A 21,613-nucleotide genomic window follows, 5' to 3' on the forward strand; every position below is an offset into this window, starting at 1 on the left:
AGATGAAAGCATTGGTTATCGCAGAAAAGCCGTCGGTGGCCCGGGACATAGCCAGAGTCCTGAAGTGCGGGAAAAATATTTCCGGTGCCATCGAGGGCGGACAGTATATCGTCACCTGGGGGCTGGGGCACCTTGTGACCCTGGCGGATCCGGAGGACTATGACCCCAAATACAAGGCGTGGAAGCTGGAGGATCTTCCCCTGATGCCAAAGGAGTTCAAGCTGGAGGTGATCCGCCAGAGCCAGAAGCAGTATCAGGCTGTGAAGGCCCAGATACACAGGAAGGACGTAGGTGAGATCATCATAGCCACAGACGCCGGACGGGAGGGGGAGCTGGTGGCCCGGCTGATCCTTGTCAAGGCGGGAAACAAAAAGCCCATCAAGAGGCTCTGGATCTCTTCCGTCACGGACAAAGCTATCCGGGAGGGCTTTGCCCGCTTGAGGAACGGGCACGACTACGATCCCCTCTACGACGCGGCCCTCTGCCGGGCGGAGGCGGACTGGCTTGTGGGCATCAACGCCACGAGAGCACTGACCTGCAGGTACAACGCCCAGCTCTCCTGCGGCAGGGTACAGACCCCCACACTGGCCATTGTGGCCAAGAGGGAGGAACAGATACGCGGCTTTGTCCCCCGGACCTACTATGGGCTGCGGGCGTCCGCAAAGGGCATTACCCTTATATGGAAGGATGGGAAATCGGGGAGTACAAGAACCTTTGACAGAGAAAGGATCCAGGGACTCAGGAGAGCCCTGGAGGGCCGGGAGGCGGAAGTGCGGGAGGTGAAGGCCGCCCGGAAAAAGACCTGCGCGCCCCTTCTCTACGACCTGACAGAGCTCCAGAAGGACGCCTACAAACGGTTCGGCTTTTCGCCCAAGGAGACACTGAATATCATGCAGCGGCTCTACGAGAACCACAAGGTGCTGACCTACCCAAGGACCGACTCACGGTATATCAGCAGCGATATCGTCCCCACTATAAAGGATCGGCTGGAGGCCTGCGCTGTGGGCCCCTACCGGAAGCTGGCGGCAAAGGTGATGCGCACGGCAGTGAGCCCGAAGGCCGCCTTTGTCAATGACAAAAAGGTGTCGGATCACCACGCCATCATCCCCACAGAGCAGTATGTGGAGCTGACCCACATGACAAACGAGGAGAGAAAGATCTACGACCTGGTGGTGAGACGCTTCCTGTCTGTCCTCTATCCGCCGGCGGAGTACGAGGAGATCCAGCTGACAGCAGCCCTGGGAGAGGAGAGCTTCTACGCAAAGGGAAGGCGTATGCTGAAGGAAGGCTGGAGAGAGGTCTACGGCGCGGACGAGGAAGAGGAGAGGGAGGAGGACGAGGACGTAAAGAGCCAGTCCCTCCCCAGACTGGAGAAGGGGGATAGGATCGAAGGAGTTCATCTTGCCGTCACAGAGGGAAAGACAAAGCCCCCTGCCCGATTTAACGAGGGAACCCTCCTGGCGGCCATGGAGAACCCGGCAGCCTACATGGAGAGCCACGACAAGCAGGCGGCAAAGACACTGGGAGAGACCGGCGGGCTTGGGACTGTGGCTACCCGGGCGGATATCATGGACAAGCTCTTTGGAAGCTTCCTCCTTGAGAAGAGAGGAAATGAGATCTATCTCACCTCCAAGGCAAAGCAGCTCTTGGAGCTGGTTCCCGCAGACCTGAAAAAACCGGAGCTGACTGCTGACTGGGAGATGAAGCTTTCACGCATCGCTGATGGAAAGCTGAAGAGAAGCGCCTTCATGCGGGATATCCGGGATTACGCCCAGGCTGTCACGGAGGAGATCCGGACCGGCACCGGCACCTTCCGCCACGACAACCTGACCAACACGAAGTGCCCGGTCTGCGGCAAGCGGATGCTGCGGGTGAAGGGGAAGAACGCGGAGCTGCTGGTGTGCCAGGACAGAGAGTGCGGCCACCGGGAGACCATCGCCCGCGCCTCCAACGCCCGGTGCCCGGTTTGCCACAAGAAGATGATGCTGAAGGGCCAGGGGGAGGGGCAGGTGTTTGTCTGCTCCTGCGGCTACAAGGAAAAGCTGTCCGCCTTCAAGGAGCGAAGGAAGAAGGAGGGGGCAGGCGTCAGCAAGCGGGATGTCCGGAAATATCTGGACAGGCAGAAGGACGAGCCTGTCAACACGGCCTTTGCGGACGCCCTCGCGGGCATCAAGCTGGATCAGTAGATGGACCGGCAGAAAAAATACTGAAACCAGATTGACGAATGTCGAAAATTATGAGAGAATAATTTTAGGTATGGGTTAAATATCTAACGACCCTGCAAAAATTCCGTACATGCAGCCAAGGGCATGTACGCATATCGAAAGGAGTTTTAAAATGATTTATTCACATGAAGTAGAAATGATGTGTCCGGTAGCTCAGGGTGCAAATCACGGACCGGCTCCGATCCCGGAAGAAGCAAAATGGGTACAGGCTAAAGAGATCAAGGACATCTCCGGTTTTACACACGGCGTAGGCTGGTGCGCACCTCAGCAGGGAGCATGTAAGCTGACTCTGAACGTAAAGGACGGTATCATCCAGGAGGCTCTCGTAGAGACACTGGGATGCTCCGGAATGACGCACTCCGCAGCTATGGCTTCCGAGATCCTGCCGGGAAAGACAATCCTCGAGGCTCTGAATACAGACCTTGTCTGTGACGCTATCAACACAGCCATGAGAGAGCTCTTCCTTCAGATCGTTTACGGAAGAACACAGAGCGCGTTCTCCGAGAACGGACTTGCCATCGGCGCTGGTCTGGAAGACCTCGGAAAAGGACTCCGTTCACAGGTTGGAACCATGTATGGTACATTAGCCAAAGGTCCCCGTTACCTTGAGATGGCTGAGGGATATGTAACAGGTATCGCTCTTGACGAGAACGATGAGATCATCGGATACCAGTTCGTAAACCTTGGAAAGCTGACAGACTTTATCAAAAACGGCGATACACCGAACGACGCCTGGGAGAAAGCCAAAGGTCAGTACGGCCGGGTAGATGACGCTGTGAAGATCATCGATCCCCGCAAAGAGTAATCGCAGGTTATCGCAAAGAATAAAGGTAATAATTCAGGAGGATACATAAATGGCTTTATTTGAATCATATGAAAGAAGAATTGATAAAATCAATGAAGTGTTAAACAGCTACGGCATTGCTTCACTGGAAGAAGCTGAGAAGATCACAAAAGATGCCGGACTGGACGTATACAACCAGATCAAAGGCATTCAGCCGATCTGCTTTGAAAATGCATGCTGGGCTTACATCACAGGTGCAGCCATCGCTATCAAGAAGGGGTGCGAGACAGCTGCAGACGCTGCCGCGGCAATCGGAGAGGGCCTGCAGGCTTTCTGTATTCCGGGATCTGTTGCTGACCAGCGTAAAGTAGGTCTTGGACACGGCAACCTTGGCAAGATGCTCCTTGAGGAGACAACAGACTGCTTCTGCTTCCTGGCAGGACACGAGTCCTTCGCAGCAGCAGAGGGAGCCATCGGTATCGCTGAGAAAGCGAACAAAGTCCGCAAGAAACCGCTCCGCGTTATCCTGAACGGACTTGGAAAGGACGCTGCAAAGATCATTTCCAGAATTAACGGTTTCACATACGTACAGACAGAGTACGACTACTTCACAGGCGAGCTGAAGGAAGTGCAGAGGATTGCCTACTCTGACGGACTTCGCTCCAAGGTTAACTGCTACGGCGCAAACGATGTGCGCGAGGGTGTTGCCATCATGTGGAAAGAGGGCGTAGACGTTTCCATCACAGGTAACTCCACAAACCCGACACGTTTCCAGCATCCGGTTGCAGGAACCTACAAGAAAGAGTGTGTTGAGGCAGGAAAGAAATACTTCTCCGTTGCATCCGGCGGCGGTACAGGACGTACACTCCACCCGGACAACATGGCTGCAGGACCGGCTTCCTACGGTATGACAGACACAATGGGACGTATGCACTCTGACGCTCAGTTCGCAGGATCCTCATCCGTACCGGCTCACGTAGAGATGATGGGTCTCATCGGCGCAGGAAACAACCCGATGGTTGGTATGACTGTCGCAGTTGCCGTTTCCATCGAAGAGGCAAAGAAGGCTGGCAAATTCTAATCAGCCTTTGAAATGAATTGCTCCCCATATGGCGGACACCGGAAAATCCGGAGCTGCCATGTGGGGAGCTTTTTATGTCTGCATATTTATCTGGTTATAAGAAAACTGTATGAACTTGCGCCGGAGTATGATACACTGTAAGCGTCGGCATAAAATACGGCAAAATATCAGAAGAATTTATGAGAGTGAACAGGAGAGAAGAAAGATGCAGGTCAAAGCGATAACCCCCAGGGGATACTGCAAGGGCGTTGTGCGTGCAATAGAGATGGCAAAAAAGGCAAAGGACGAAAAGAAGCCCATCGTCATCCTGGGCATGATCGTCCATAACCAGTACATTGTGGATGCTCTGAAGGAGATGGGCATTGAGACCATTGATCATCCGGGGAAGACACGTCTGGAGCTTCTGGATGAGATTGATGAGGGGACTGTGATCATCACGGCCCACGGGGCCAGCGATCAGGTGTTTGAAAAAGCTCGCGGCAAGGGACTCCACGTCATCGACGCCTCCTGCCTGGATGTGATCAAGACCCACAATGTGATCAAGACGAGGCTGCAAGAGGGCTTTGAGGTATTATATTTTGGAAAGGCAGGGCACCCGGAGGCGGAGGGGGCTGTCTCTATCGACGCAAAAAGGGTCCACCTTATTACCAGCAAATCTGACCTTGATGGCATAGATCCGGGCAGGTCCTACGTCATCACAAACCAGACTACCATGTCCCTGTACGATGTGCAGGAGCTATGCGAATATGCGGAAAAGCTGCTGCCTTACGTACTCGTCGAGAAGGAGACATGTACAGCCACCAAGATCCGGCAGGAGGCCATCAAAAATATGGACGAGGATGTGGATATCGTGTTTATCGTGGGGGATCCCCACTCCAATAACACCCAGAAGCTGGCCGCCATCGCCCGGGAGAAACGGGAGGTCTACATGATAGAGAGCCTGGAGGATCTGGATGTGGAGCTTTTGAGAGGGAAGAGAAAGGCCGCTGTCTCCTCTGGGGCGTCCACCCCCACCTATCTGACAAACCAGGTCATTGGATTTCTGGAACAGTTTGAGGAAACTGATCCCGCCACTTACCGGAAGCCAGCCACTGACCTGACGAAAATTCTTGACTGACCGGTCATAGAAAGGGAACCTGATGAGAGAAAAGAATTATAACCTGGAACTGATACGCATGGTGTCCTTTGTCCTGGTGATCGCCATACATGTGAGCAATTATTTCTGCCGCGGCTACGGGGAGATCCCGGACAGTGAATACCTCTTTTCGCTTGTGGTGGACACGGCGGCCAGAGTGAGCGTGCCCTGCTTTTTCATGATCACCGGGGCGCTGCTCATGGGGAGGGATGAGCCTCTTGAGAAGCATGTGAAGAGACTGATCCGGTTTTTTACCGTGCTGGTGGTGTGGAGTCTGGTCTACTATCTGTGGAATACCTTTTACATGAAGTCTGATTTTGACCTGCGGACGATCCTCTATGAGCCTGTGGAGGCGCATCTGTGGTATCTGTATGCCATGATACCCATTTACCTGGTCCTCCCGTTCCTGCAGGTGATGTGCAGGAGCTTCAGCGTAAAGCTGGAGAAAGCCTTTTTTGTAGTGACTACAGGGACGGTCATTGCCAATTATCTGCTTTGGCTGATGCACGGCGAATTTTACTACGACCCGCCTCTGATCGGGGACCGGGTCTATGTCTATTACCTGTACGCGGGCTACTATCTCTATAAGTACAGGGACCGCATTCGCCTCAGCCAGAGGGCGGCAGCAGCGGTATGCGCTGCGAGTCTTGCCGCCTCATTTGGCATCACGCTGGCCGCGACGGTGGTACAGGGGGATCACTACGAGGGAGCCCTTACCTATGGCATGCCCTTTATCGTGCTGGCCTCTGCCATGTTTTTCCTCGTTATGCTCAGGCTGAGAGGTGGAAGCCTGCGGCCCGGTGAGAGGGCAAAAAGGGTCATAGATCTCTTCTGCGGGTGTTCCTTTGGGATCTATCTCATCCATATCCTGTTCCTGGACAATTACAAAAAGCATATGGAGCCCTACGATCTGTCCGCCTGGATCGCGGTGCCGGCGCTTGTGGCGAGTATCACAGCCGTATCCTTCCTGTGCGTCTGGCTGCTGCGGAGGACGAAGCTTGGACGGAAGATCACCTGATACCGCAGGCAGAATAGATACACAGAAAAACTGACGCAGCAAAGGAGAAGATTTATGAAATACGATTTTACTTCCATCATGGACCGGTACGGGAAGGACGCCCTGGCCGTCGATGCCCTGGGTGCCAATCCCATGGCCCCCACGCCGCCGAAGGAGGGATTCGACTTTATCCCCATGTGGGTGGCGGATATGAATTTCGCGACTGTCCCCACTGTTGTGGAGGCGATTACAGAGCGGGCGAAGCATCCGGCCTTCGGGTATTTTGCCCCCAGTGACGCCTACTATGACTCAGTGATCCGGTGGCACAGAGACAGAAACGGCGTCACGGATCTTGCGCCTGCCTGTATCGGCTATGAAAACGGCGTGCTTGGCGGCGTGGTCAGCGCCATAAACGCGTTCTGCTCCAGGGGAGACAATGTACTCCTCCATTCTCCCACCTACATTGGCTTTACCGGCTGCCTGACAGACAATGGCTACAACATAGTCCTTTCCCCGCTGGTTAAGGACGAGAAGAATGTCTGGCGGATGGATTTTGAGGACATGGAGAGAAAGCTTGCGGAACATAAAATCCACGCGGCCATTTTCTGTTCTCCCCACAATCCATGCGGCCGCGTGTGGGAGCGCTGGGAGATCGAGAAGGCCATGGAGCTCTACAGGAAATACGACGTCATGGTCGTCTCGGATGAGATCTGGTCAGACATTATCCTGGAGGGACACAGGCACATTCCCACACAGAGCGTGTCGGAGGATGCGAAGATGCGCACCGCCGCCTTTTACGCGCCGTCCAAGACCTTTAATCTGGCCGGCCTGATCGGGAGCTATCACATTATTTATAATCCCTATATCAGAGACCGGATTGCAAAGGAGTCTTCCCTCAGTCACTACAACAGTATGAACGTACTGTCCATGCACGCCCTCATCGGCGCCTACGGGCAGGAAGGCCGCGAGTGGGTGGATGAGCTGCGCCAGGTCATTACCGGAAATGTGGACTATGCCTGCCGGTTTATCAAGGACCGGCTGGAGGGCCTGGAGGTCAGCCGCCCGGAAGGCACCTACATGCTTTTTGTGGACTGTACAAAGTGGTGCCGGGAGCACGGGAAAACGATCGAGGATGTGGAGCGGGCGGCCTGGGATGTGGGCGTAGGGCTTCAGGACGGCCGCATGTTCCACGGCCCTTGCCATGTCCGTATCAATCTGGCGCTGCCTTTTTCCAGAGTGCAGGAGGCCTTTGAACGCCTGGCCAGGTACGTCTTCTGTGACTGAATACTTTTAGGCCGAAGATTGACAAGATCCGACAATCTTACTACAATAAAACTATCAGAAATGAGAAGGAAGGGGACGAAGAAATGGCAAGATTTTGTACACAATGCGGAAGAAGACTGGAAGAAGGGGAGGTCTGCAACTGCACGCAGCAGAACCAGAATACTGCACAGAGCCAGAGCAAGGCTGCTCCCGGAGCAGGGAGCCAGCAGCAGAGCGGCAGTCAGCAGTATAATCAGGGCATGAACGGCGGCCAGCAGAGCGCACCCTACACAAATTATCAGGGCGGCCAGCAGCAAAATCAGGCGGCAGGCGGGCAGCAGCAATACCAGGGAGCGAATTACCAGCAGTATAACCAGGGCATGAACAGTAATCAGCAGTACGGACAGGGCATGAACGGCGGCCAGCAGTCCCAGTGGGCGGGCATGAACAGCCAGCAGATGAAGCAGATGGGCGCCCAGGCCATGGCGGGAGCCAGGAACATGTTCCGGGAGGTTCTTCCAATCCTGAAGCGCCCAGTGACAGAGACAAGAAGGATAGCCGCGGGCAACTCCCCGCTGGTGGGTCTGGAGCTGATCGGCCTGAAGGCGCTGATCATCCTGATCATTGTCCTGATCGCGGCATCCAGGATCTCCGGAATCTCTAACGGTATGATACAGATGCCTTATTTTAAGCTGATCATACTCACTCTCCTTTTAACCGTGGGAATTGACGCCTTGGAGGCTGTGCTCCTGAATGCGTTCGCCGGCATGTTTAAGGGCAGCACCAACATAAACGCCATGTTCTGCGTGGTGGGAAGCCGGGCGCTCTACGACGGGATTATCGCCATCGTGGCAGGCCTGCTGGCTCCGTTTTTCCTCACCGGCTCCGCCTTTGTCCTTGCGTTCGGCGGTCTGATCCTGCCCTATGTCCAGTACGGGGCTTACCGGTCGGTTGCGCAGGGGGACGATGACAGAAGAGTGTACGCGTTTTTTATCGTGAAGGTGATCTCAGCGCTTGTTCTGTATGTCATTTTCTACCTGATGGCAGCTGACATGCTGACTTCTATGATTGGAAGCGCTATGAGCGGCCTTGGCTCAGGCTTCGGTTCGGGCTTTGGCTCATACTATTAAAAAGGGAGCGTGATCCGGAATGATGGTAAAGCTGAATGACCAGGCCAGGGCATATATGGAAAGGCTGGGCTGGAGCGACCTTGTGCTTGGCGTGGAGGAGTACACCAGCTGATGCGCGCCTCCGTATAAGGAGATCGTGGTAAGTTTTACCCGAGAGGACAGGGAGGCCATGGAGGCGAAGGGCTATGTGGCCGCAGAGAGCGAGGTCGGTAATGTGTATTACCCCGCGGAAGGGGTGAAGACCTCGGAGGAAATAGCCGTGAATTACATAGAGTACCCGTGGCTTACCAGATTTGAAGTGGAAGGGATCGAGCCGTCATAGAGCGGGCGGCAGTTGGAAAGAAAACTCTGTGCAGATGAAAAACATCGGATCTGCACAGAGTTTTTTTGTTAGGCAGAGACGATGGTAAAATAGTATTTCCGGTCTCCCACAGTGACCCGGAAGACAGTGTCATTGAACGTGCGCTTCCACCTGTACAGGAAGGGCAGGACCTGTTCTACCTCCACATCGTATCCCTCATACATTTCTTCTCTTTGAACGGACACATCCCCGGAGCTGATGCAGAAGAGCCAGAGAGTGTCAATATCAGCGTCATGGCGCCTGGTGGAGCCCGCGTCCCACTGGACCAGATAGTCGTCCACAGGAAGCCGTGTCAGCAGGCCGTCCCTGGCAAATACAGTTGGGTTTAACCAGAAAATAAGCAGAAACAGCAGGATGACCACAGCCAAAAGACACAGCAGTCGTTTTTTCTTTGCTTTCATTTACACCGCCTCCCTGGGGAAAATGGATATCAGGCTTCAACTCTTTCAAAAAGATACTGACAGCACCTCGACCTATGATGTAAAATTATAACACAGAAAGAGGTGAAAGCAATGATTAATTACTCGGAAAACGCACAGAAGCAGTATCACACCCAGGTGGGAGAGGGGGATGTGGGACGATATGTGATCCTCCCCGGGGATCCCAAGCGGTGCGAAAAGATCGCGAAATATTTTGACAGTCCGAAGCTGATCGCGGACAGCAGGGAGTATGTGACCTACACCGGTTATCTGGAGGGGGAGAAGGTGAGCGTTACCTCCACCGGCATCGGCGGCCCATCGGCGTCTATCGCCATGGAGGAGCTGGTTATGGCAGGGGCGGACACATTTATCAGAGTGGGCACCTGCGGCGGCATGCAGCTTGATGTGAAGAGCGGGGACATTGTGATCGCCAGCGGCGCCATCCGGATGGAGGGAACCAGCAGAGAGTACGCTCCCATTGAGTTCCCGGCGGTGGCGGACATAGGGATCACCAACGCGCTTATAGAGTCGGCGCAGGAGCTTGGGTATCCCTGCCATGTGGGCGTGGTGCAGTGCAAGGACTCCTTTTTCGGCCAGCACGCGCCGGAGACAAAGCCGGTCAGCTATGAGCTTCTGAACAAGTGGGAGGCCTGGAAGCGCCTGGGCTGCCTGGCCTCGGAGATGGAGTCGGCGGCTCTCTTTGTGGTGGCCAGCGCGCTCCGCGTCAGGGTGGGCTCCTGCTTTCTTGTCATGGCTAACCAGGAGCGGGCAAAGGCCGGGCTGGAAAATCCGGTGGTCCACGACACAGACACAGCTGTACGGACTGCTGTGGAGGCTCTGCGCAGGATGATCCGGGCCGGGCGACAGGCCGGCAGGGAGGAGAAAAAGTGACAGAAAGAGGACAGGTGGATAAAAAGCAAATGGATAAAGGACAGATACAGGAGCTGATCAGCGCGGCTATGGTTCAGCTTGAGAAGGCCTACGCACCCTACTCTCACTTTAAAGTGGGGGCGGCTCTTCTAACCAAGGAGGGAAGGATCTACACAGGATGCAACATTGAAAACGCCGCCTACACCCCCACCAACTGCGGGGAGAGAACCGCTTTTTTCAAGGCAGTCAGCGAGGGAGAGCGCCACTTCCGGGCCATCTGCATTGTGGGAGGCATGGACGGCGTGCCGACAGACTACACGGCTCCCTGCGGGGTGTGCAGGCAGGTCATGATGGAGTTCTGCTCCCCGGAGGAATTTGAGATCATACTGGCCAGGGGAGCGGAGGACTATCAGGTGTATAAGCTGAAGGATCTGCTGCCCCGGGGCTTTGGGCCAGGCAATCTGGAGAAGAAGGATCAGTAGAAAGAGAGGACGAAAAAGAGAATGGACAGGATGGAAATATTAAGCCATGTAGACCACACGCTGCTGGCCCAGGACGCTGCCTGGGAGGATATACGGCAGATACTGGACGACGCGGTCGCCTACAGGACCGCCTCCGCCTGTATACCGGCGGCCTATGTAAAGAGGGCGGCAGATTATGTGGAAGGGAGGCTTCCCATCTGTACGGTGATCGGCTTCCCCAACGGATACAGCACCGCGCAGGCCAAGGCTTATGAGGCCCGGGACGCTGTCGCCAACGGAGCGTCGGAGATCGATATGGTGATCCATGTGGGGGCCCTCAAAGATAAGAGATACGATGAGATCGAGGAGGAGATCCGCAGGGTGCACGAGGCATGCCAGGGAAGGATCCTGAAGGTCATTATCGAGACCTGCCTCCTCACAGAGGAGGAGAAGATCGCCATGTGTGACATCGTCACAAGAGCCGGTGCGGAGTACATCAAGACATCCACCGGATTTTCCAGCGGCGGAGCCACCTTTGCGGACGTGGAACTCCTGAGAAAGCATGTGGGAGAAGGAGTGAAGGTCAAGGCGGCCGGGGGCATCCGCTCCTTTGAGGATGCGGAGAGGTTCCTGGAGCTGGGGGCTGACCGGCTGGGCACAAGCAGGCTGGTAAAGCTGATAAAACAGTTGATAAAAAAATAAATTGACAGACAAGTGTGTCCGGTGCTATACTAACTACCATAAACCGGAGACGGGGAAGTTGTATTGCCAAACGGTCTGCAGCGAATTCGGGATGGTGGAAGCCGAAGAGATGTCAGTGGCAGTAAGTGGGCCCCGGAGGGCGACGTGAAAGGAAGAGCTTCCGAGTAGCCGAGACGCAAGGCCAGCGTTAGAGGGCCAGGGATGTGATGGCATTCCGGCAGAGTGGACATATCTATGGGATATGTCAAACAGGGTGGTACCGCAGGTTTTTACCTGTCCTTGAAGTATTTTCAGGGACAGGTTTTTTTATTTTACAGGAAAGTCCTTCGGGCTTTACTGTTGCAGGAAATCTGTCAGCCGGATGCAGGGAAAGACAGTCTGGAGGTGAGAAAATGGATGACAGCTTTATGCTTTATGACCTGAAGGTGGAAGTGGTTGGGTCGGAGAAGCCTATGGTGTGCAGCCACAGGGAGGGAGACTATTTTCTGGTGATCGGAGAAAATCTTGTCTTTCCGGAAAACAATTCCTTTTCCATGTACGCCCTGAGCGCGCTGCTCCCCCTGCTTCCCGCAAAGCAGCGGGTGCTGGATCAGAATGACTGGATGCTCTCGGACAGCGTCATCGCCTGTCCGGACCCGAACTGCGGGGCAAGATTTAAGATTACCCGTATCGGGAAACGGAAATTCAGCCACGGCGCGTGTACAGTGGAACCTCTCTACAGGGAAGAAAATGAAAAGACAGAAAAAGGAGAAGACAGACTATGACAGAGAAGATCGAACTTACAGAAGGCTATAAGATAAGCAGAGTGATCAACGGGTGCTGGCAGCTGTCGGAGGGACACAGCATCAAGAATGATCTGGATTTTGACGACGTGATGCGGGCCTTCCACATGCTGGCGGAGAGAGGATTTACTACCTTTGACTGCGGCGATATCTACACAGGGGTGGAGGAGTTCCTGGGAAAATTCGTGCTGGAGCTGAAAAATGGCAGAGGCGTCTCCCCGGCAGACATCCAGATCCACACAAAATACGTACCGGATCTGGATATGCTGGACAAAGTGGATTTCCAGTACACGGAGAAGATCATTGACAGGAGCCTTAAAAGACTGAACCGGGACGTGCTGGACATGGTGCAGTTCCACTGGTGGGATTACGATGTGCCGGGATGCGTGGAGACAGCCGGGTATCTGTGCAGGCTGAAGGAGAAGGGAAAGATCCGCAATATCAGCGTCACCAATTTCGATACAGCCCACCTGGCAGAGCTGGTGGACGCGGGAATTCCGGTAGTCACAAGCCAGACCCAATACTCTGTGTTTGACAGAAGGCCGGAGAAGGGATATCTGGATTACCTGAAGCAGCATCACATTCCTATGCTCTGCTACGGAACCCTGTCCGGCGGATTCCTGGCAGAGAGATGGATCGGGAAGAAGATGGAGGAGCCGGAGACAAGATCCCAGGTGAAATATATGCAGGTCATCGAGGACTCCCTTGGCTGGGACGGCTACCAGCAGCTTCTTCTCATACTGAAGGATATCGCGGAGAAATACGGTGTAGGCATCTCCCAGGTGGCGTCCCGGTACATTTTGAGCCAGGAGGGTGTGGGAGCAGCCATCATTGGCGTCAGGAACAGCCGCCACGTGGAAGACAATATGCGGATCTTTTCTTTTGAACTCTCCGGGGAAGATATACAGAGGATCCGGAGCTTCCTTGAGCAGTACCCCACAGTAGAGGGGGAGCCCTTCCAGCAGGAGAGGACCGTGGGCTCCAAGTACAGGAGCATCATGTGGATGAACTTAAGCGAGGAAGAGTAGGAGAGAGATACACACAGACATACAGATCATAGGAACAGGAGGTATTATCATGGAGCAGCAGAGAAACACGCAGACAAGGGAAAGACTGGAATTTCGCGGCGGATGGGGCATGGCTTTTCTGCCGGTGGCGATCTTCCTCTTTTTCTGTATCCTGTACTTTGTCGTCTTTAAGGCGTTTGAGATGTACGCGCTTGCCATGGGAGCCTTTGTGGGGCTTCTCGTGGGCGCTGTGTTTGTTAAGAAAGGACAGTATGACCGTTTCTGGGAGGCGGTCTACGAGGGAGCGAAGGAGGCGGTGCCCATCGGCATCCTTCTTCTGATCATCGGCATGTTCGCTTCTATGATCAAGGCCGCTGATATTTCTTCCGGCTTTGTATGGCTGGCAGACTACTTTCATGTTAGCGGCGGGCTCTTTACGGCATTTACCTTTTTTGCCGTCTGTGTCATAGCCACGGCCACAGGATCCTCCCTGGGAACCATGTTTACCTGCTTCCCTATCTTTTACCCGGCAGGCATCCTGCTGGGAAGCAATGCACCAGTGCTGGCCGGAGCCATTGTGGGCGGCGCCATCTTCGGCGATAATCTGGCGCCTATCTCGGATACCACCATCATTTCAGCCGGAACCCAGGAGTACAGGAACCGGCCGGGAACCGCGGATGTGGGAGGATGCGTGTCCACCCGCCTGAAATATTCCCTTGTGGCAGCCACTCTGTCCTTCGCTCTGTTCTGGGCCTTTGGCGGAGGCGGAACAGCAGGGACAGGAGGGGAGGAGATATTGGCCGGAAATAAGAACCCGTCCACCCTGATCATGCTCATACCTGTGGCAGTGATGCTGGTGCTCGCGGTGAAGACGAGAAACATTTACAAGGCCATCACAGCCGGCATCCTTCTGGGCACAGTGATCGGCCTGGCATCCAGACTTCTCACCTTTGGCGACGTGATCTCCATTCAGGACGGGGCCCCGGCAGGATTTCTGACAGACGGCATCAGCGGTATGATGGCTACGGTAGTTCTGGTGCTCTCCGTGTACGGCATCATGGGTGTGCTCACAGCGGCAGGCGTCCTGGACCGGATCGCGGAGGCAATCCTGTCGAGCCGCCTCGGAAAGAGCGCAAGAGGCGCGGAGGTGGCCATGATGCTTGGCATCTCCGTCACCACTCTGATCTTCGGCGGGGTGACCAGCGCATCCATGGCGACCTTTGGAAAGATCCAGAATGAGATCGGCAAGCGGGCCGGGCTCCATCCCTACCGCCGGGCCAACCTGCTGGACGGCTTTGCCAATGCCATTGTGCTGAATGTGCCCTTCCTGAGCGTATTTGTCTTCATAGGCACCTCCCTGACAGAGGGCTACGACATAGCGGCGCCCCTCACCGTAACACAGGTGGGAGGCAGCATGTTCTACAGCATGATGCTGTTTCTCGTCCTTCTTTTTTCTGTCATCACAGGATGGGGCAGAGACTTTGAGGGGGAGAACGGCGAGCCTGTTAGAGCGAAGACCCTGACAGGAGAGAAGGCGGCCGGGCGGAAGAGTGCCCTGGAGGCTTAAGGAAGAAAATGATTGGAGAGAACCCCCGGATAGTTGCCGGGGGTTCATTTGTCTACTTATTAATGTATAGTAATTTATTCGTGTTTTATGCAGAATATACATAAAGTGATGTATTATAATTCTATTGTTACCGCCCCTATACCTGGTACGGAAAGGGGGTGTTCTTCTTGGATGTGGTTGTATCTTTTATTGTTGCTGCCATGGCTGGTGTGGTGACACACCTCATCAGCAAATGGCTGGACAGCGACAATTAGCCGGTAACCAGCCTGTGGTTTAAGCCGCCACAAAAACGGAATAGAAAACCCCGGAGGTCTAGCACACCTCCGGGGTTTTCGTTTTGTGTGTTCCTCTTGGAATATTTGTATCTTTTAGCCTATTGGCATTATAGCATATGCTTTCTGAGAATGCAATATACATATTGGAAGAGTATACATATGTGATATCTGATTTTACTACACCCAAATCTACCGCATCTGCCCATACAGCTTCACCAGCTCCGTGAGTACGGATACGGCCTGGTCCATGCCCTCCACAGTGGTGTGCTCGTAGGGACCGTGGTAGGCGTGGCCGCCGGTTCCCAGGTTGGGGCAGGGCAGCCCCATGAAGCTGAGCTGGCACCCGTCCGTGCCGCCCCGGATGGGCAGGATCCGGGGCGTGACTCCCGCAAGCTGGCAGGCCTTCCTGGCATTCTCAATGAGGTGCATGCAGTCCGCGATGACGCCTGCCATGTTCTTGTACTGGTCCGTGATGGTGAGCCTGACTGTGCCCGGACCCCACTTCTCGTTCAGGTCTTTTTCAATCAGCCGGAGGGTTTGCTTTTTCGCCTCGAAGAGGTGCTCGTCGTGATCCCGGACAATGTAGTGGAGCCGGGCGGAGGCCACGTCCCCGGACATGCCCGTGAGGTGGTAGAAGCCCTCGTAATCCTCCGTGCCCCTGGGAGTCTCCATGCCGGGCAGAAGCTGGTTGATCTCCATGGCCACCAGGGAGGCGTTGATCATGGTGTCCTTGGAGGAGCCGGGGTGGACCGCAAATCCGGTGATCTCAAAGTCGGCTTTGCAGGCGTTAAAGTTCTCGTACTGGATCTCCCCTTCTGTGTCCCCGTCCAGAGTGTAGGCGTAGTCCGCCCCAAAGCCTTCCACGTCAAAATGGGAGGCTCCCGTGCCGATCTCCTCATCAGGGGTGAAAGCGATAGAGATGGAGCCGTGGGGGATGCTTTCATCCCGCAGACGCTCTGCCATGGTGAGGATTTCAGCGATCCCGGCCTTGTCGTCCACACCCAGCACCGTATTTCCGTCCGAGGTGATGAGAGTGCGCCCCGCCAGGTCCGGCAGGTGAGGGAAATTTTTTACAGTAAGCGTGCGTCCGCTTGTGCCCAGGGGCAGATCCCTCCCATCGTAGTTCTCGTGGAGGACGGGACGGATGGGAGCGCTGCAGTAGTCGCTGACCGTGTCCATGTGGGCGATGAACCCAAGCTTCGGGCAGCTCTCATATCCCGGTGTGGCGGGGATGCGGCCGTATACGTAGCAGTGCTCATCCAGGCGCACGTCCTGGATGCCAAGGGCCGTCATCTCCTCTGTCAGGATGTTTGCCAGGTCAAACTGGCAGGCGCTTGAGGGGGATGTGCCGCTGCCCTCATCGCTTGGTGTGGGGATGACTACATATTTTAAGAGTCTTTCAAAGGCTTTCATGGTCGTTTCTTCCTTTCCTTGTCTGTGTCAAAGACCGCTCAGGATCCGCGCGATAAGCGTGGATTCCGCGGTCTGGCTGCCCTTTTATTCTAGCTCTGTGAGGCAGGGGCGTCAAGCGGACAAGAAGGACGGCAGGCAGAAAAGATAAAAATTTGTCAAAAGCTATTGCATTTCTGCCATAGCTATGTATAATAGAGGAGGTTCATTAATTTTTAACGAAAAGTATAGTATTAGAAAACAGGAGGTGCGGTGTGGATATCGGAAAGAAGCTAAAGGAGCTGCGGCTGCAGAACGACCTGACTCTGGGGGATCTGGCCTCCAGGAGCGAGCTGACAAAGGGCTTTTTGTCTCAGGTGGAGAGGAACCTGACAACCCCCAGTATTGCGACGCTGGAGGACATCCTGGAAGCCCTGGGCAGCAGTCTGTCTGAATTTTTCCGGGAGGAGGAGGAAAAGCAGATCGTCTTTCCCGTGGAGGATTTCTTTGTGGACGAGCGGGAGGACTGCACCATCGAGTGGATCGTCCCCAATGCCCAGAAGAACCAGATGGAACCGATCATCCTGACGCTGCACCCGCGCAAAAAGAGCCAGATCATGTCCGCATACCAGGGCCAGGAATTCGGATATGTGCTCAAGGGAAGCGTGACCATTGTACAGGGGAGCAAGAAGTACAAGGTGAAGGCAAAGGAGACCTTTTACCTGGACGGGACCACAAGCCATTATCTGTACAACCACGGCAGCAGTGATGCCAGAGTGCTCTGGATCACCACGCCGCCCATGTTTTAGCATGTTCTTACAGGAAGGAGAAGTGAGATGGAAGAGAAAAAACTGATAGAGTTCCGCAATATTGTAAAGAATTTTGACGGACAGATCGTTCTGAAGGGGATCAACCTTGATATATACGAAAATGAATTTGTCACTCTGCTCGGACCAAGCGGCTGCGGAAAGACCACCCTGCTGCGAATCCTGGGAGGATTTCTGGACGCGGACGAGGGGTCTGTCATCTTCGACGGGGAGGAAATCAGCAAGAAGCCGCCCTATGAGCGGGAGCTGAACACAGTGTTCCAGAAATACGCTCTTTTTCCCCACCTGAGCGTGTACGAAAATATCGCTTTCGGGCTGAAGATCAAGAAGATGAGCAAGGACGTCATTGATCAGAAGGTGATGAAGATGTTAAAGCTTATCGGCCTGGAGGGCTTTGAGGACAAGAATACCACCCTCCTGTCCGGCGGGCAGCAGCAGAGGGTAGCCATTGCAAGGGCTCTCGTCAACGAGCCAAAGGTGCTCCTTCTGGATGAGCCTCTGGCCGCCCTGGACTTAAAGCTTCGAAAGGAAATGCAGTACGAGCTGAAGAGGATCCAGCAGGAGGTAGGGATCACTTTCATCTTTGTCACCCACGACCAGGAGGAGGCGCTGACCATGTCCGACAAGATCGTGGTCATGAAGAACGGCGAGATCCAGCAGGTGGGAAGTCCCCAGGATATCTACAATGAGCCCGCCAACCGGTATGTGGCCAATTTTATCGGGGAGAGCAACATCATCCCGGCGGTTATGGTGGAGGATTACAGGGTGCGGTTTGACGACATCACCTTTGACTGTGTGGATTTTGGATTTAAGGAAAATGAGCCTGTGGACGTGGTCATCCGGCCGGAGGATATCGACATAGTGGATGTGAAGGACGGCAAGATGACCGGGGAGGTCTTAAGCGTGCTCTTTAAGGGCGTTCACTATGAGATCATGGTGGAGACTGTGCCCGGCACAAGCGTGACGGTCAACATGCGCGTCATAAGGAACCAGGATGTAAAGAGCGAGGACGGCAGAGAGATGATCAGCGCCAACGATTTCTATGTGGATATCGACGATGTGGAGGAGCTGGACGACAAGGAGATTATCGCCCTGTCCAACGCCCAGGCCTGGGATCCCGAGACAGATGAGTACATCTCCATCGCGAAGGTGGAGTACAGCCTGGAAAAGGAGGAAGGGAAATATCCCGTCACCTTTACCACATCAGGCGGCACCAGTATCGAGAAGACCATCTATGTGGTGGACCAGCCCTTTGTCAAGAACGAGAAGGCAAATGAGGGCGTTATGGCCTTCAATTTCTTCAAGACTGTGGATGAGATCACAGAGTCCCAGGCTCTGGACACGGATCTGAAGACATGGGCCGGCGCCCAGGGATGGAAGCTGAGCAACGAGGACGAGTCTGTGGATCTTGGCGTAGATTACGATTTCGAGCCGGAAAACGTGAAGGAGGGCGTCTACCGGATCACCTTCTCCACCACAGGCCGGGAGTTCAAGATCCACACCACAGACTACACCCAGGAGGGACAGCAGGTGGGACTCACCTTCTTCCCGGAGGATATCCATGTCATGTCCAGGGAGGTATTTTAGATGAAAAGATTTTCAACACTGGCAGTGCCCTACATCGTGTGGGCCGCGCTGATGCTGGTGCTCCCCATGGCGCTGATCGCCATGTACTCCTTTATGGAGCCGGGAAACAGCATCATATCCTTTTCCTTTACACTGGAACACTATGTGAAGTTCTTCACGGATCCGGATTTCCTCCTGATCCTGTGGCGCTCCCTTGTGATCGCTGTGAAGACCACCATCATCTGCCTGATCCTGGGCTACCCTGTGGCGTACTTTATCGCCAGGAGCCGGGAGAAGGTGCAGAATATACTGATCCTGTGCATTACCATTCCCATGTGGATCAACATGCTGGTGAGGACCTACGCCTGGATCGGACTTCTGAGCGAGGGGGGCATCATCCAGAGAATACTCGGCCTGTTCGGTCTCGGGGACGTGGAGCTCCTCTATACAGAAGGGTCTGTTCTGCTGGGCATGGTCTACAATTTCCTGCCCTTTATGATCCTGCAGATCCAGACCTCCCTGTCCAAGATGGATCACTCCCTCCTGGAGGCCAGCGCGGACCTGGGAGCCAGCCCGGTGCAGACCTTCGGGCGGGTGACGCTGCCGCTGTCCCTGCCGGGCGTCATCAACGGCATCACACTGGTGTTCCTGCCGGCGGTCAGCTCCTTCTTTATCCCGAAGCTGCTGGGCGGCGGGCAGTATTTCCTCATCGGAAATATGATCGAGAACCAGTTTATCACAGTCGGTGAGTGGAACTTCGGAAGCGCCATCTCCATGATCATGGCGGTGATCATGATGCTGCTTATGATGGCGGTGCGCAAGATTGAGCTCCACAACCAGGGAGGAAAGGGGGAGAGAGCATGAAAAAGAACCGACGCCCCTTTGGGAAGATCCTGATGATCGTGATGATCGCGTTTTTCTATCTCCCCATTCTCTATATGATTGTTTTTTCCTTCAATGAGGGAAAATCGCTGACCAGCTTTACAGGCTTTTCCCTGCGCTGGTATCAGCACATGCTGGAGTCCAGCGATATGATGACAGCCCTCTATACCACCTTCAGCGTTGCCATCATTGCCACGCTGATCTCCACAGTGGTGGGAACAGTGGCAGCCATCGGACTTTCCAGCTCAAAGAAGATCGTGCGGAATATCATGGAACAGGTAAACAATCTGCCCATGATGAACCCGGAGATCGTGACAGCCATCGGCTTTATGCTCCTCTTCATCACCTTTAACGTGGAGAAGGGCTATATGACCATGCTGCTGGCACACATCGCCTTCTGTATCCCCTACGTCATGCTGTCTGTCATGCCGAAGATCCGGTCCCTGGATCCCAACCTGGCGGACGCGGCCATGGATCTGGGGGCCACCCCCTTCCGGGCGCTGACAAAGGTGATCGTGCCCCAGATCACGCCCGGTATTGTATCGGGAGCGCTCATCGCCTTCACCATGTCGGTGGATGATTTTATCATTTCCTATTTTGTGACAGGGCGGGGCGTGAAGAACTTAAGTATCGTGGTCTACACCATGAGCAAGCGAGTCAACCCCAGCATCAACGCCGTGTCCACCCTGGTGGTGGTGATCATCACCATCGTGCTCGTGGTCATCAATGTAGCTCCTGTCCTGGCGGCCAAAAGGAGCAGGAAGGCGGAGATGGGAAGGCGCAGGAGGTTTGTGCCCGCTGTGGCTGTATGCTGCGCTCTTGTCATCGGCCTCTTTGCCTTCCGGGCAGGAGGGGGAGCCGGGACAGACCGGCCCTTTGAGGGGCAGACACTGCACATCTACAACTGGGGAGAGTACACCGGTGAGAACATCATCGGCGACTTTGAGGAGGAGACCGGAGCCACAGTTGTCATGGAGAACTTTGACTCCAACGAGCAGATGTACATCAAGGTGGCAAACGGAGAGTCCTACGATCTGCTGGTGCCCAGCGACTATATGATCCAGCGCCTGATCCAGGAAGGATATCTGCAGAAGCTGGACAAATCCAAGCTGGACTGCTTCGACAAGCTCTCCGACGCGGTTCTGGGACTGCCCTACGACCCGAACAACGACTACTCTGTCCCCTATTTCTGGGGCACGGTGGGGATCGTGTACGACAAGACAAAGGTAGACATCGAAGATCTGGAACAAGAGGGATACAACATTTTCCTGGACGAGAAATACAAGGGAGATGTGTACCTGTATGATTCCGAGAGGGACTCCTTTATGATGGCCCTCAAGGCTCTGGGCTACTCCATGAACACGGAGAACGAATCAGAGCTGCAGGAGGCCTACGACTGGCTTGTGCGGTGTGTGGAGACCATGGATACAGAGATCGTCACAGACGAGATCATCGACAATATGGCTCAGGGGCGCAAGGCGCTGGGACTGATCTACTCGGGGGACGCCACCTACGTCATGGCGGAGAATGAGGATATGGGGTATTTCATGCCGGAGAGCGGCACGAACCTCTGGTCCGACGCCATGGTCATCCCGAAGAACGCCAAGAACCCGGAGCTGGCCCACGCTTTCATCAATTTTGCCAGCGACTATGACGGCGCCTACGACAACTCCAGCTATGTTGGGTACACATCCGCCAACCAGGAGGTCATGGATGTGCTGTCCGGCGAGGGCGGGGATTTTGAGGGCATCAACGCCTACATCCCCAGGACGGACAATGAAAATGATGAGGTGTTTGTCTACAATGAGCACACAAAGAAGATTATCAGCGATCTGTGGAGCCGGGTAAAGATTGCGGCCAGCAACGCAGATTAAGACAGAGGAGGAAAAT

Annotated in this window: 20 protein-coding genes; 18 read left to right on the top strand and 2 right to left on the bottom strand. The window is 54.7% G+C overall.

The features are described from left to right. Window positions 1–2 precede the first annotated feature (2 nt). The 8 genes from FGQ86_RS07110 to FGQ86_RS16205 all read left to right on the top strand — a co-directional run bounded on the left by FGQ86_RS07110 (window position 3) and on the right by FGQ86_RS16205 (window position 8,937). Complete coding sequence (locus FGQ86_RS07110) at window positions 3–2,186, top strand: DNA topoisomerase III (RefSeq protein WP_138303306.1); 2,184 nt, start codon at window positions 3–5, stop codon at window positions 2,184–2,186. Window positions 2,187–2,337: 151 nt separating this feature from the next. Beyond that, window positions 2,338–3,030 (top strand): nitrogen fixation protein NifU, encoded by a 693-nt coding sequence (locus tag FGQ86_RS07115; protein ID WP_033125472.1) that lies wholly within the window; start codon window positions 2,338–2,340, stop codon window positions 3,028–3,030. A 49-nt stretch (window positions 3,031–3,079) separates the two neighbouring features. Beyond that, on the top strand, window positions 3,080–4,090 hold the full coding sequence (locus FGQ86_RS07120; RefSeq protein WP_033125473.1) for a GGGtGRT protein: 1,011 nt from the start codon (window positions 3,080–3,082) through the stop codon (window positions 4,088–4,090). A gap of 205 nt (window positions 4,091–4,295) precedes the next feature. After that, window positions 4,296–5,207, top strand: a complete 912-nt coding sequence (locus tag FGQ86_RS07125) for a 4-hydroxy-3-methylbut-2-enyl diphosphate reductase (protein ID WP_138303307.1) — start codon at window positions 4,296–4,298, stop codon at window positions 5,205–5,207. A 22-nt stretch (window positions 5,208–5,229) separates the two neighbouring features. Further along, complete coding sequence (locus FGQ86_RS07130) at window positions 5,230–6,243, top strand: acyltransferase family protein (RefSeq protein WP_138303308.1); 1,014 nt, start codon at window positions 5,230–5,232, stop codon at window positions 6,241–6,243. Window positions 6,244–6,297: 54 nt separating this feature from the next. Further along, window positions 6,298–7,506, top strand: a complete 1,209-nt coding sequence (locus tag FGQ86_RS07135) for an aminotransferase class I/II-fold pyridoxal phosphate-dependent enzyme (protein WP_138303309.1) — start codon at window positions 6,298–6,300, stop codon at window positions 7,504–7,506. 83 nt (window positions 7,507–7,589) lie between these two features. Then, entirely contained in the window at window positions 7,590–8,615 is a 1,026-nt protein-coding gene (locus FGQ86_RS07140) for a hypothetical protein (RefSeq protein WP_138303310.1), read from the top strand. A gap of 136 nt (window positions 8,616–8,751) precedes the next feature. Then, on the top strand, window positions 8,752–8,937 hold the full coding sequence (locus FGQ86_RS16205) for a hypothetical protein (protein WP_033125478.1): 186 nt from the start codon (window positions 8,752–8,754) through the stop codon (window positions 8,935–8,937). 68 nt (window positions 8,938–9,005) lie between these two features. Here the strand turns inward: FGQ86_RS16205 and FGQ86_RS07145 are convergent, their stop codons facing one another. Then, window positions 9,006–9,377, bottom strand: coding sequence for a hypothetical protein (locus FGQ86_RS07145; RefSeq protein ID WP_138303311.1), 372 nt, complete (start codon window positions 9,375–9,377; stop codon window positions 9,006–9,008). A 111-nt stretch (window positions 9,378–9,488) separates the two neighbouring features. Here FGQ86_RS07145 and udp point away from each other — a divergent pair, with 111 nt between their 5' ends. The 6 genes from udp to FGQ86_RS07175 all read left to right on the top strand — a co-directional run bounded on the left by udp (window position 9,489) and on the right by FGQ86_RS07175 (window position 14,784). Further along, window positions 9,489–10,286 (top strand): uridine phosphorylase, encoded by a 798-nt coding sequence (gene udp / locus FGQ86_RS07150; protein WP_138303312.1) that lies wholly within the window; start codon window positions 9,489–9,491, stop codon window positions 10,284–10,286. 29 nt (window positions 10,287–10,315) lie between these two features. Continuing rightward, complete coding sequence (locus tag FGQ86_RS07155) at window positions 10,316–10,747, top strand: cytidine deaminase (RefSeq protein ID WP_138303324.1); 432 nt, start codon at window positions 10,316–10,318, stop codon at window positions 10,745–10,747. Window positions 10,748–10,768: 21 nt separating this feature from the next. Then, a complete protein-coding gene (gene deoC / locus FGQ86_RS07160) occupies window positions 10,769–11,428 on the top strand; it encodes a deoxyribose-phosphate aldolase (RefSeq protein WP_138303313.1) in 660 nt (219 codons plus the stop codon). Between the two features lie 392 nt (window positions 11,429–11,820). After that, window positions 11,821–12,192 carry a TIGR04076 family protein gene (locus tag FGQ86_RS07165; protein ID WP_033125482.1) on the top strand — a complete coding sequence of 124 codons (372 nt, stop codon included), beginning with the start codon at window positions 11,821–11,823 and terminating at the stop codon, window positions 12,190–12,192. Further along, window positions 12,189–13,238 carry an aldo/keto reductase gene (locus tag FGQ86_RS07170; protein ID WP_138303314.1) on the top strand — a complete coding sequence of 350 codons (1,050 nt, stop codon included), beginning with the start codon at window positions 12,189–12,191 and terminating at the stop codon, window positions 13,236–13,238. Before FGQ86_RS07165 ends, FGQ86_RS07170 begins: the two co-directional genes overlap by 4 nt. Before the next feature lie 49 nt (window positions 13,239–13,287). Then, on the top strand, window positions 13,288–14,784 hold the full coding sequence (locus tag FGQ86_RS07175; RefSeq protein ID WP_138303315.1) for a Na+/H+ antiporter NhaC family protein: 1,497 nt from the start codon (window positions 13,288–13,290) through the stop codon (window positions 14,782–14,784). A 464-nt stretch (window positions 14,785–15,248) separates the two neighbouring features. Here FGQ86_RS07175 and pepT read toward each other — a convergent pair whose 3' ends face one another. Beyond that, entirely contained in the window at window positions 15,249–16,472 is a 1,224-nt protein-coding gene (pepT, locus tag FGQ86_RS07180) for a peptidase T (RefSeq protein WP_138303316.1), read from the bottom strand. A 251-nt stretch (window positions 16,473–16,723) separates the two neighbouring features. Here pepT and FGQ86_RS07185 point away from each other — a divergent pair, with 251 nt between their 5' ends. From FGQ86_RS07185 to FGQ86_RS07200, 4 genes are read left to right on the top strand one after another with little or no spacing between them, the layout of a single operon-like run. Then, complete coding sequence (locus tag FGQ86_RS07185) at window positions 16,724–17,257, top strand: XRE family transcriptional regulator (protein ID WP_033125488.1); 534 nt, start codon at window positions 16,724–16,726, stop codon at window positions 17,255–17,257. Window positions 17,258–17,284: 27 nt separating this feature from the next. Continuing rightward, window positions 17,285–18,862, top strand: a complete 1,578-nt coding sequence (locus tag FGQ86_RS16590; protein WP_138303317.1) for an ABC transporter ATP-binding protein — start codon at window positions 17,285–17,287, stop codon at window positions 18,860–18,862. Continuing rightward, the gene (locus FGQ86_RS07195) at window positions 18,863–19,705 is read left to right on the top strand and encodes an ABC transporter permease (protein ID WP_033125490.1); all 843 of its coding nucleotides are present in this window, start codon (window positions 18,863–18,865) and stop codon (window positions 19,703–19,705) included. Beyond that, window positions 19,702–21,597, top strand: a complete 1,896-nt coding sequence (locus FGQ86_RS07200; RefSeq protein WP_033125491.1) for an extracellular solute-binding protein — start codon at window positions 19,702–19,704, stop codon at window positions 21,595–21,597. Before FGQ86_RS07195 ends, FGQ86_RS07200 begins: the two co-directional genes overlap by 4 nt. The last annotated feature ends 16 nt before the right edge of the window (window positions 21,598–21,613 follow it).

Origin of the sequence: Clostridium sp. BSD2780061688st1 H5, assembly GCF_005845155.1 — a bacterium.
Classification (GTDB): domain Bacteria; phylum Bacillota; class Clostridia; order Lachnospirales; family Lachnospiraceae; genus Claveliimonas; species Claveliimonas intestinigallinarum.

Coding starts and splice junctions, on each gene's coding strand:
- FGQ86_RS16590 (WP_138303317.1), top strand. CDS start 17,285: ATGGAAGAGAAAAAACTGATAGAGTTCCGCAATATTGTAAAGAATTTT.
- FGQ86_RS07135 (WP_138303309.1), top strand. CDS start 6,298: ATGAAATACGATTTTACTTCCATCATGGACCGGTACGGGAAGGACGCC.
- FGQ86_RS07155 (WP_138303324.1), top strand. CDS start 10,316: ATGGATAAAGGACAGATACAGGAGCTGATCAGCGCGGCTATGGTTCAG.
- FGQ86_RS07130 (WP_138303308.1), top strand. CDS start 5,230: ATGAGAGAAAAGAATTATAACCTGGAACTGATACGCATGGTGTCCTTT.
- FGQ86_RS07200 (WP_033125491.1), top strand. CDS start 19,702: ATGAAAAAGAACCGACGCCCCTTTGGGAAGATCCTGATGATCGTGATG.
- FGQ86_RS07175 (WP_138303315.1), top strand. CDS start 13,288: ATGGAGCAGCAGAGAAACACGCAGACAAGGGAAAGACTGGAATTTCGC.
- FGQ86_RS07145 (WP_138303311.1), bottom strand. CDS start 9,377: ATGAAAGCAAAGAAAAAACGACTGCTGTGTCTTTTGGCTGTGGTCATC.
- pepT (WP_138303316.1), bottom strand. CDS start 16,472: ATGAAAGCCTTTGAAAGACTCTTAAAATATGTAGTCATCCCCACACCA.
- FGQ86_RS07195 (WP_033125490.1), top strand. CDS start 18,863: ATGAAAAGATTTTCAACACTGGCAGTGCCCTACATCGTGTGGGCCGCG.
- FGQ86_RS07170 (WP_138303314.1), top strand. CDS start 12,189: ATGACAGAGAAGATCGAACTTACAGAAGGCTATAAGATAAGCAGAGTG.
- FGQ86_RS07165 (WP_033125482.1), top strand. CDS start 11,821: ATGGATGACAGCTTTATGCTTTATGACCTGAAGGTGGAAGTGGTTGGG.
- FGQ86_RS07110 (WP_138303306.1), top strand. CDS start 3: ATGAAAGCATTGGTTATCGCAGAAAAGCCGTCGGTGGCCCGGGACATA.
- FGQ86_RS07115 (WP_033125472.1), top strand. CDS start 2,338: ATGATTTATTCACATGAAGTAGAAATGATGTGTCCGGTAGCTCAGGGT.
- udp (WP_138303312.1), top strand. CDS start 9,489: ATGATTAATTACTCGGAAAACGCACAGAAGCAGTATCACACCCAGGTG.
- FGQ86_RS07125 (WP_138303307.1), top strand. CDS start 4,296: ATGCAGGTCAAAGCGATAACCCCCAGGGGATACTGCAAGGGCGTTGTG.
- FGQ86_RS07140 (WP_138303310.1), top strand. CDS start 7,590: ATGGCAAGATTTTGTACACAATGCGGAAGAAGACTGGAAGAAGGGGAG.
- FGQ86_RS07120 (WP_033125473.1), top strand. CDS start 3,080: ATGGCTTTATTTGAATCATATGAAAGAAGAATTGATAAAATCAATGAA.
- deoC (WP_138303313.1), top strand. CDS start 10,769: ATGGACAGGATGGAAATATTAAGCCATGTAGACCACACGCTGCTGGCC.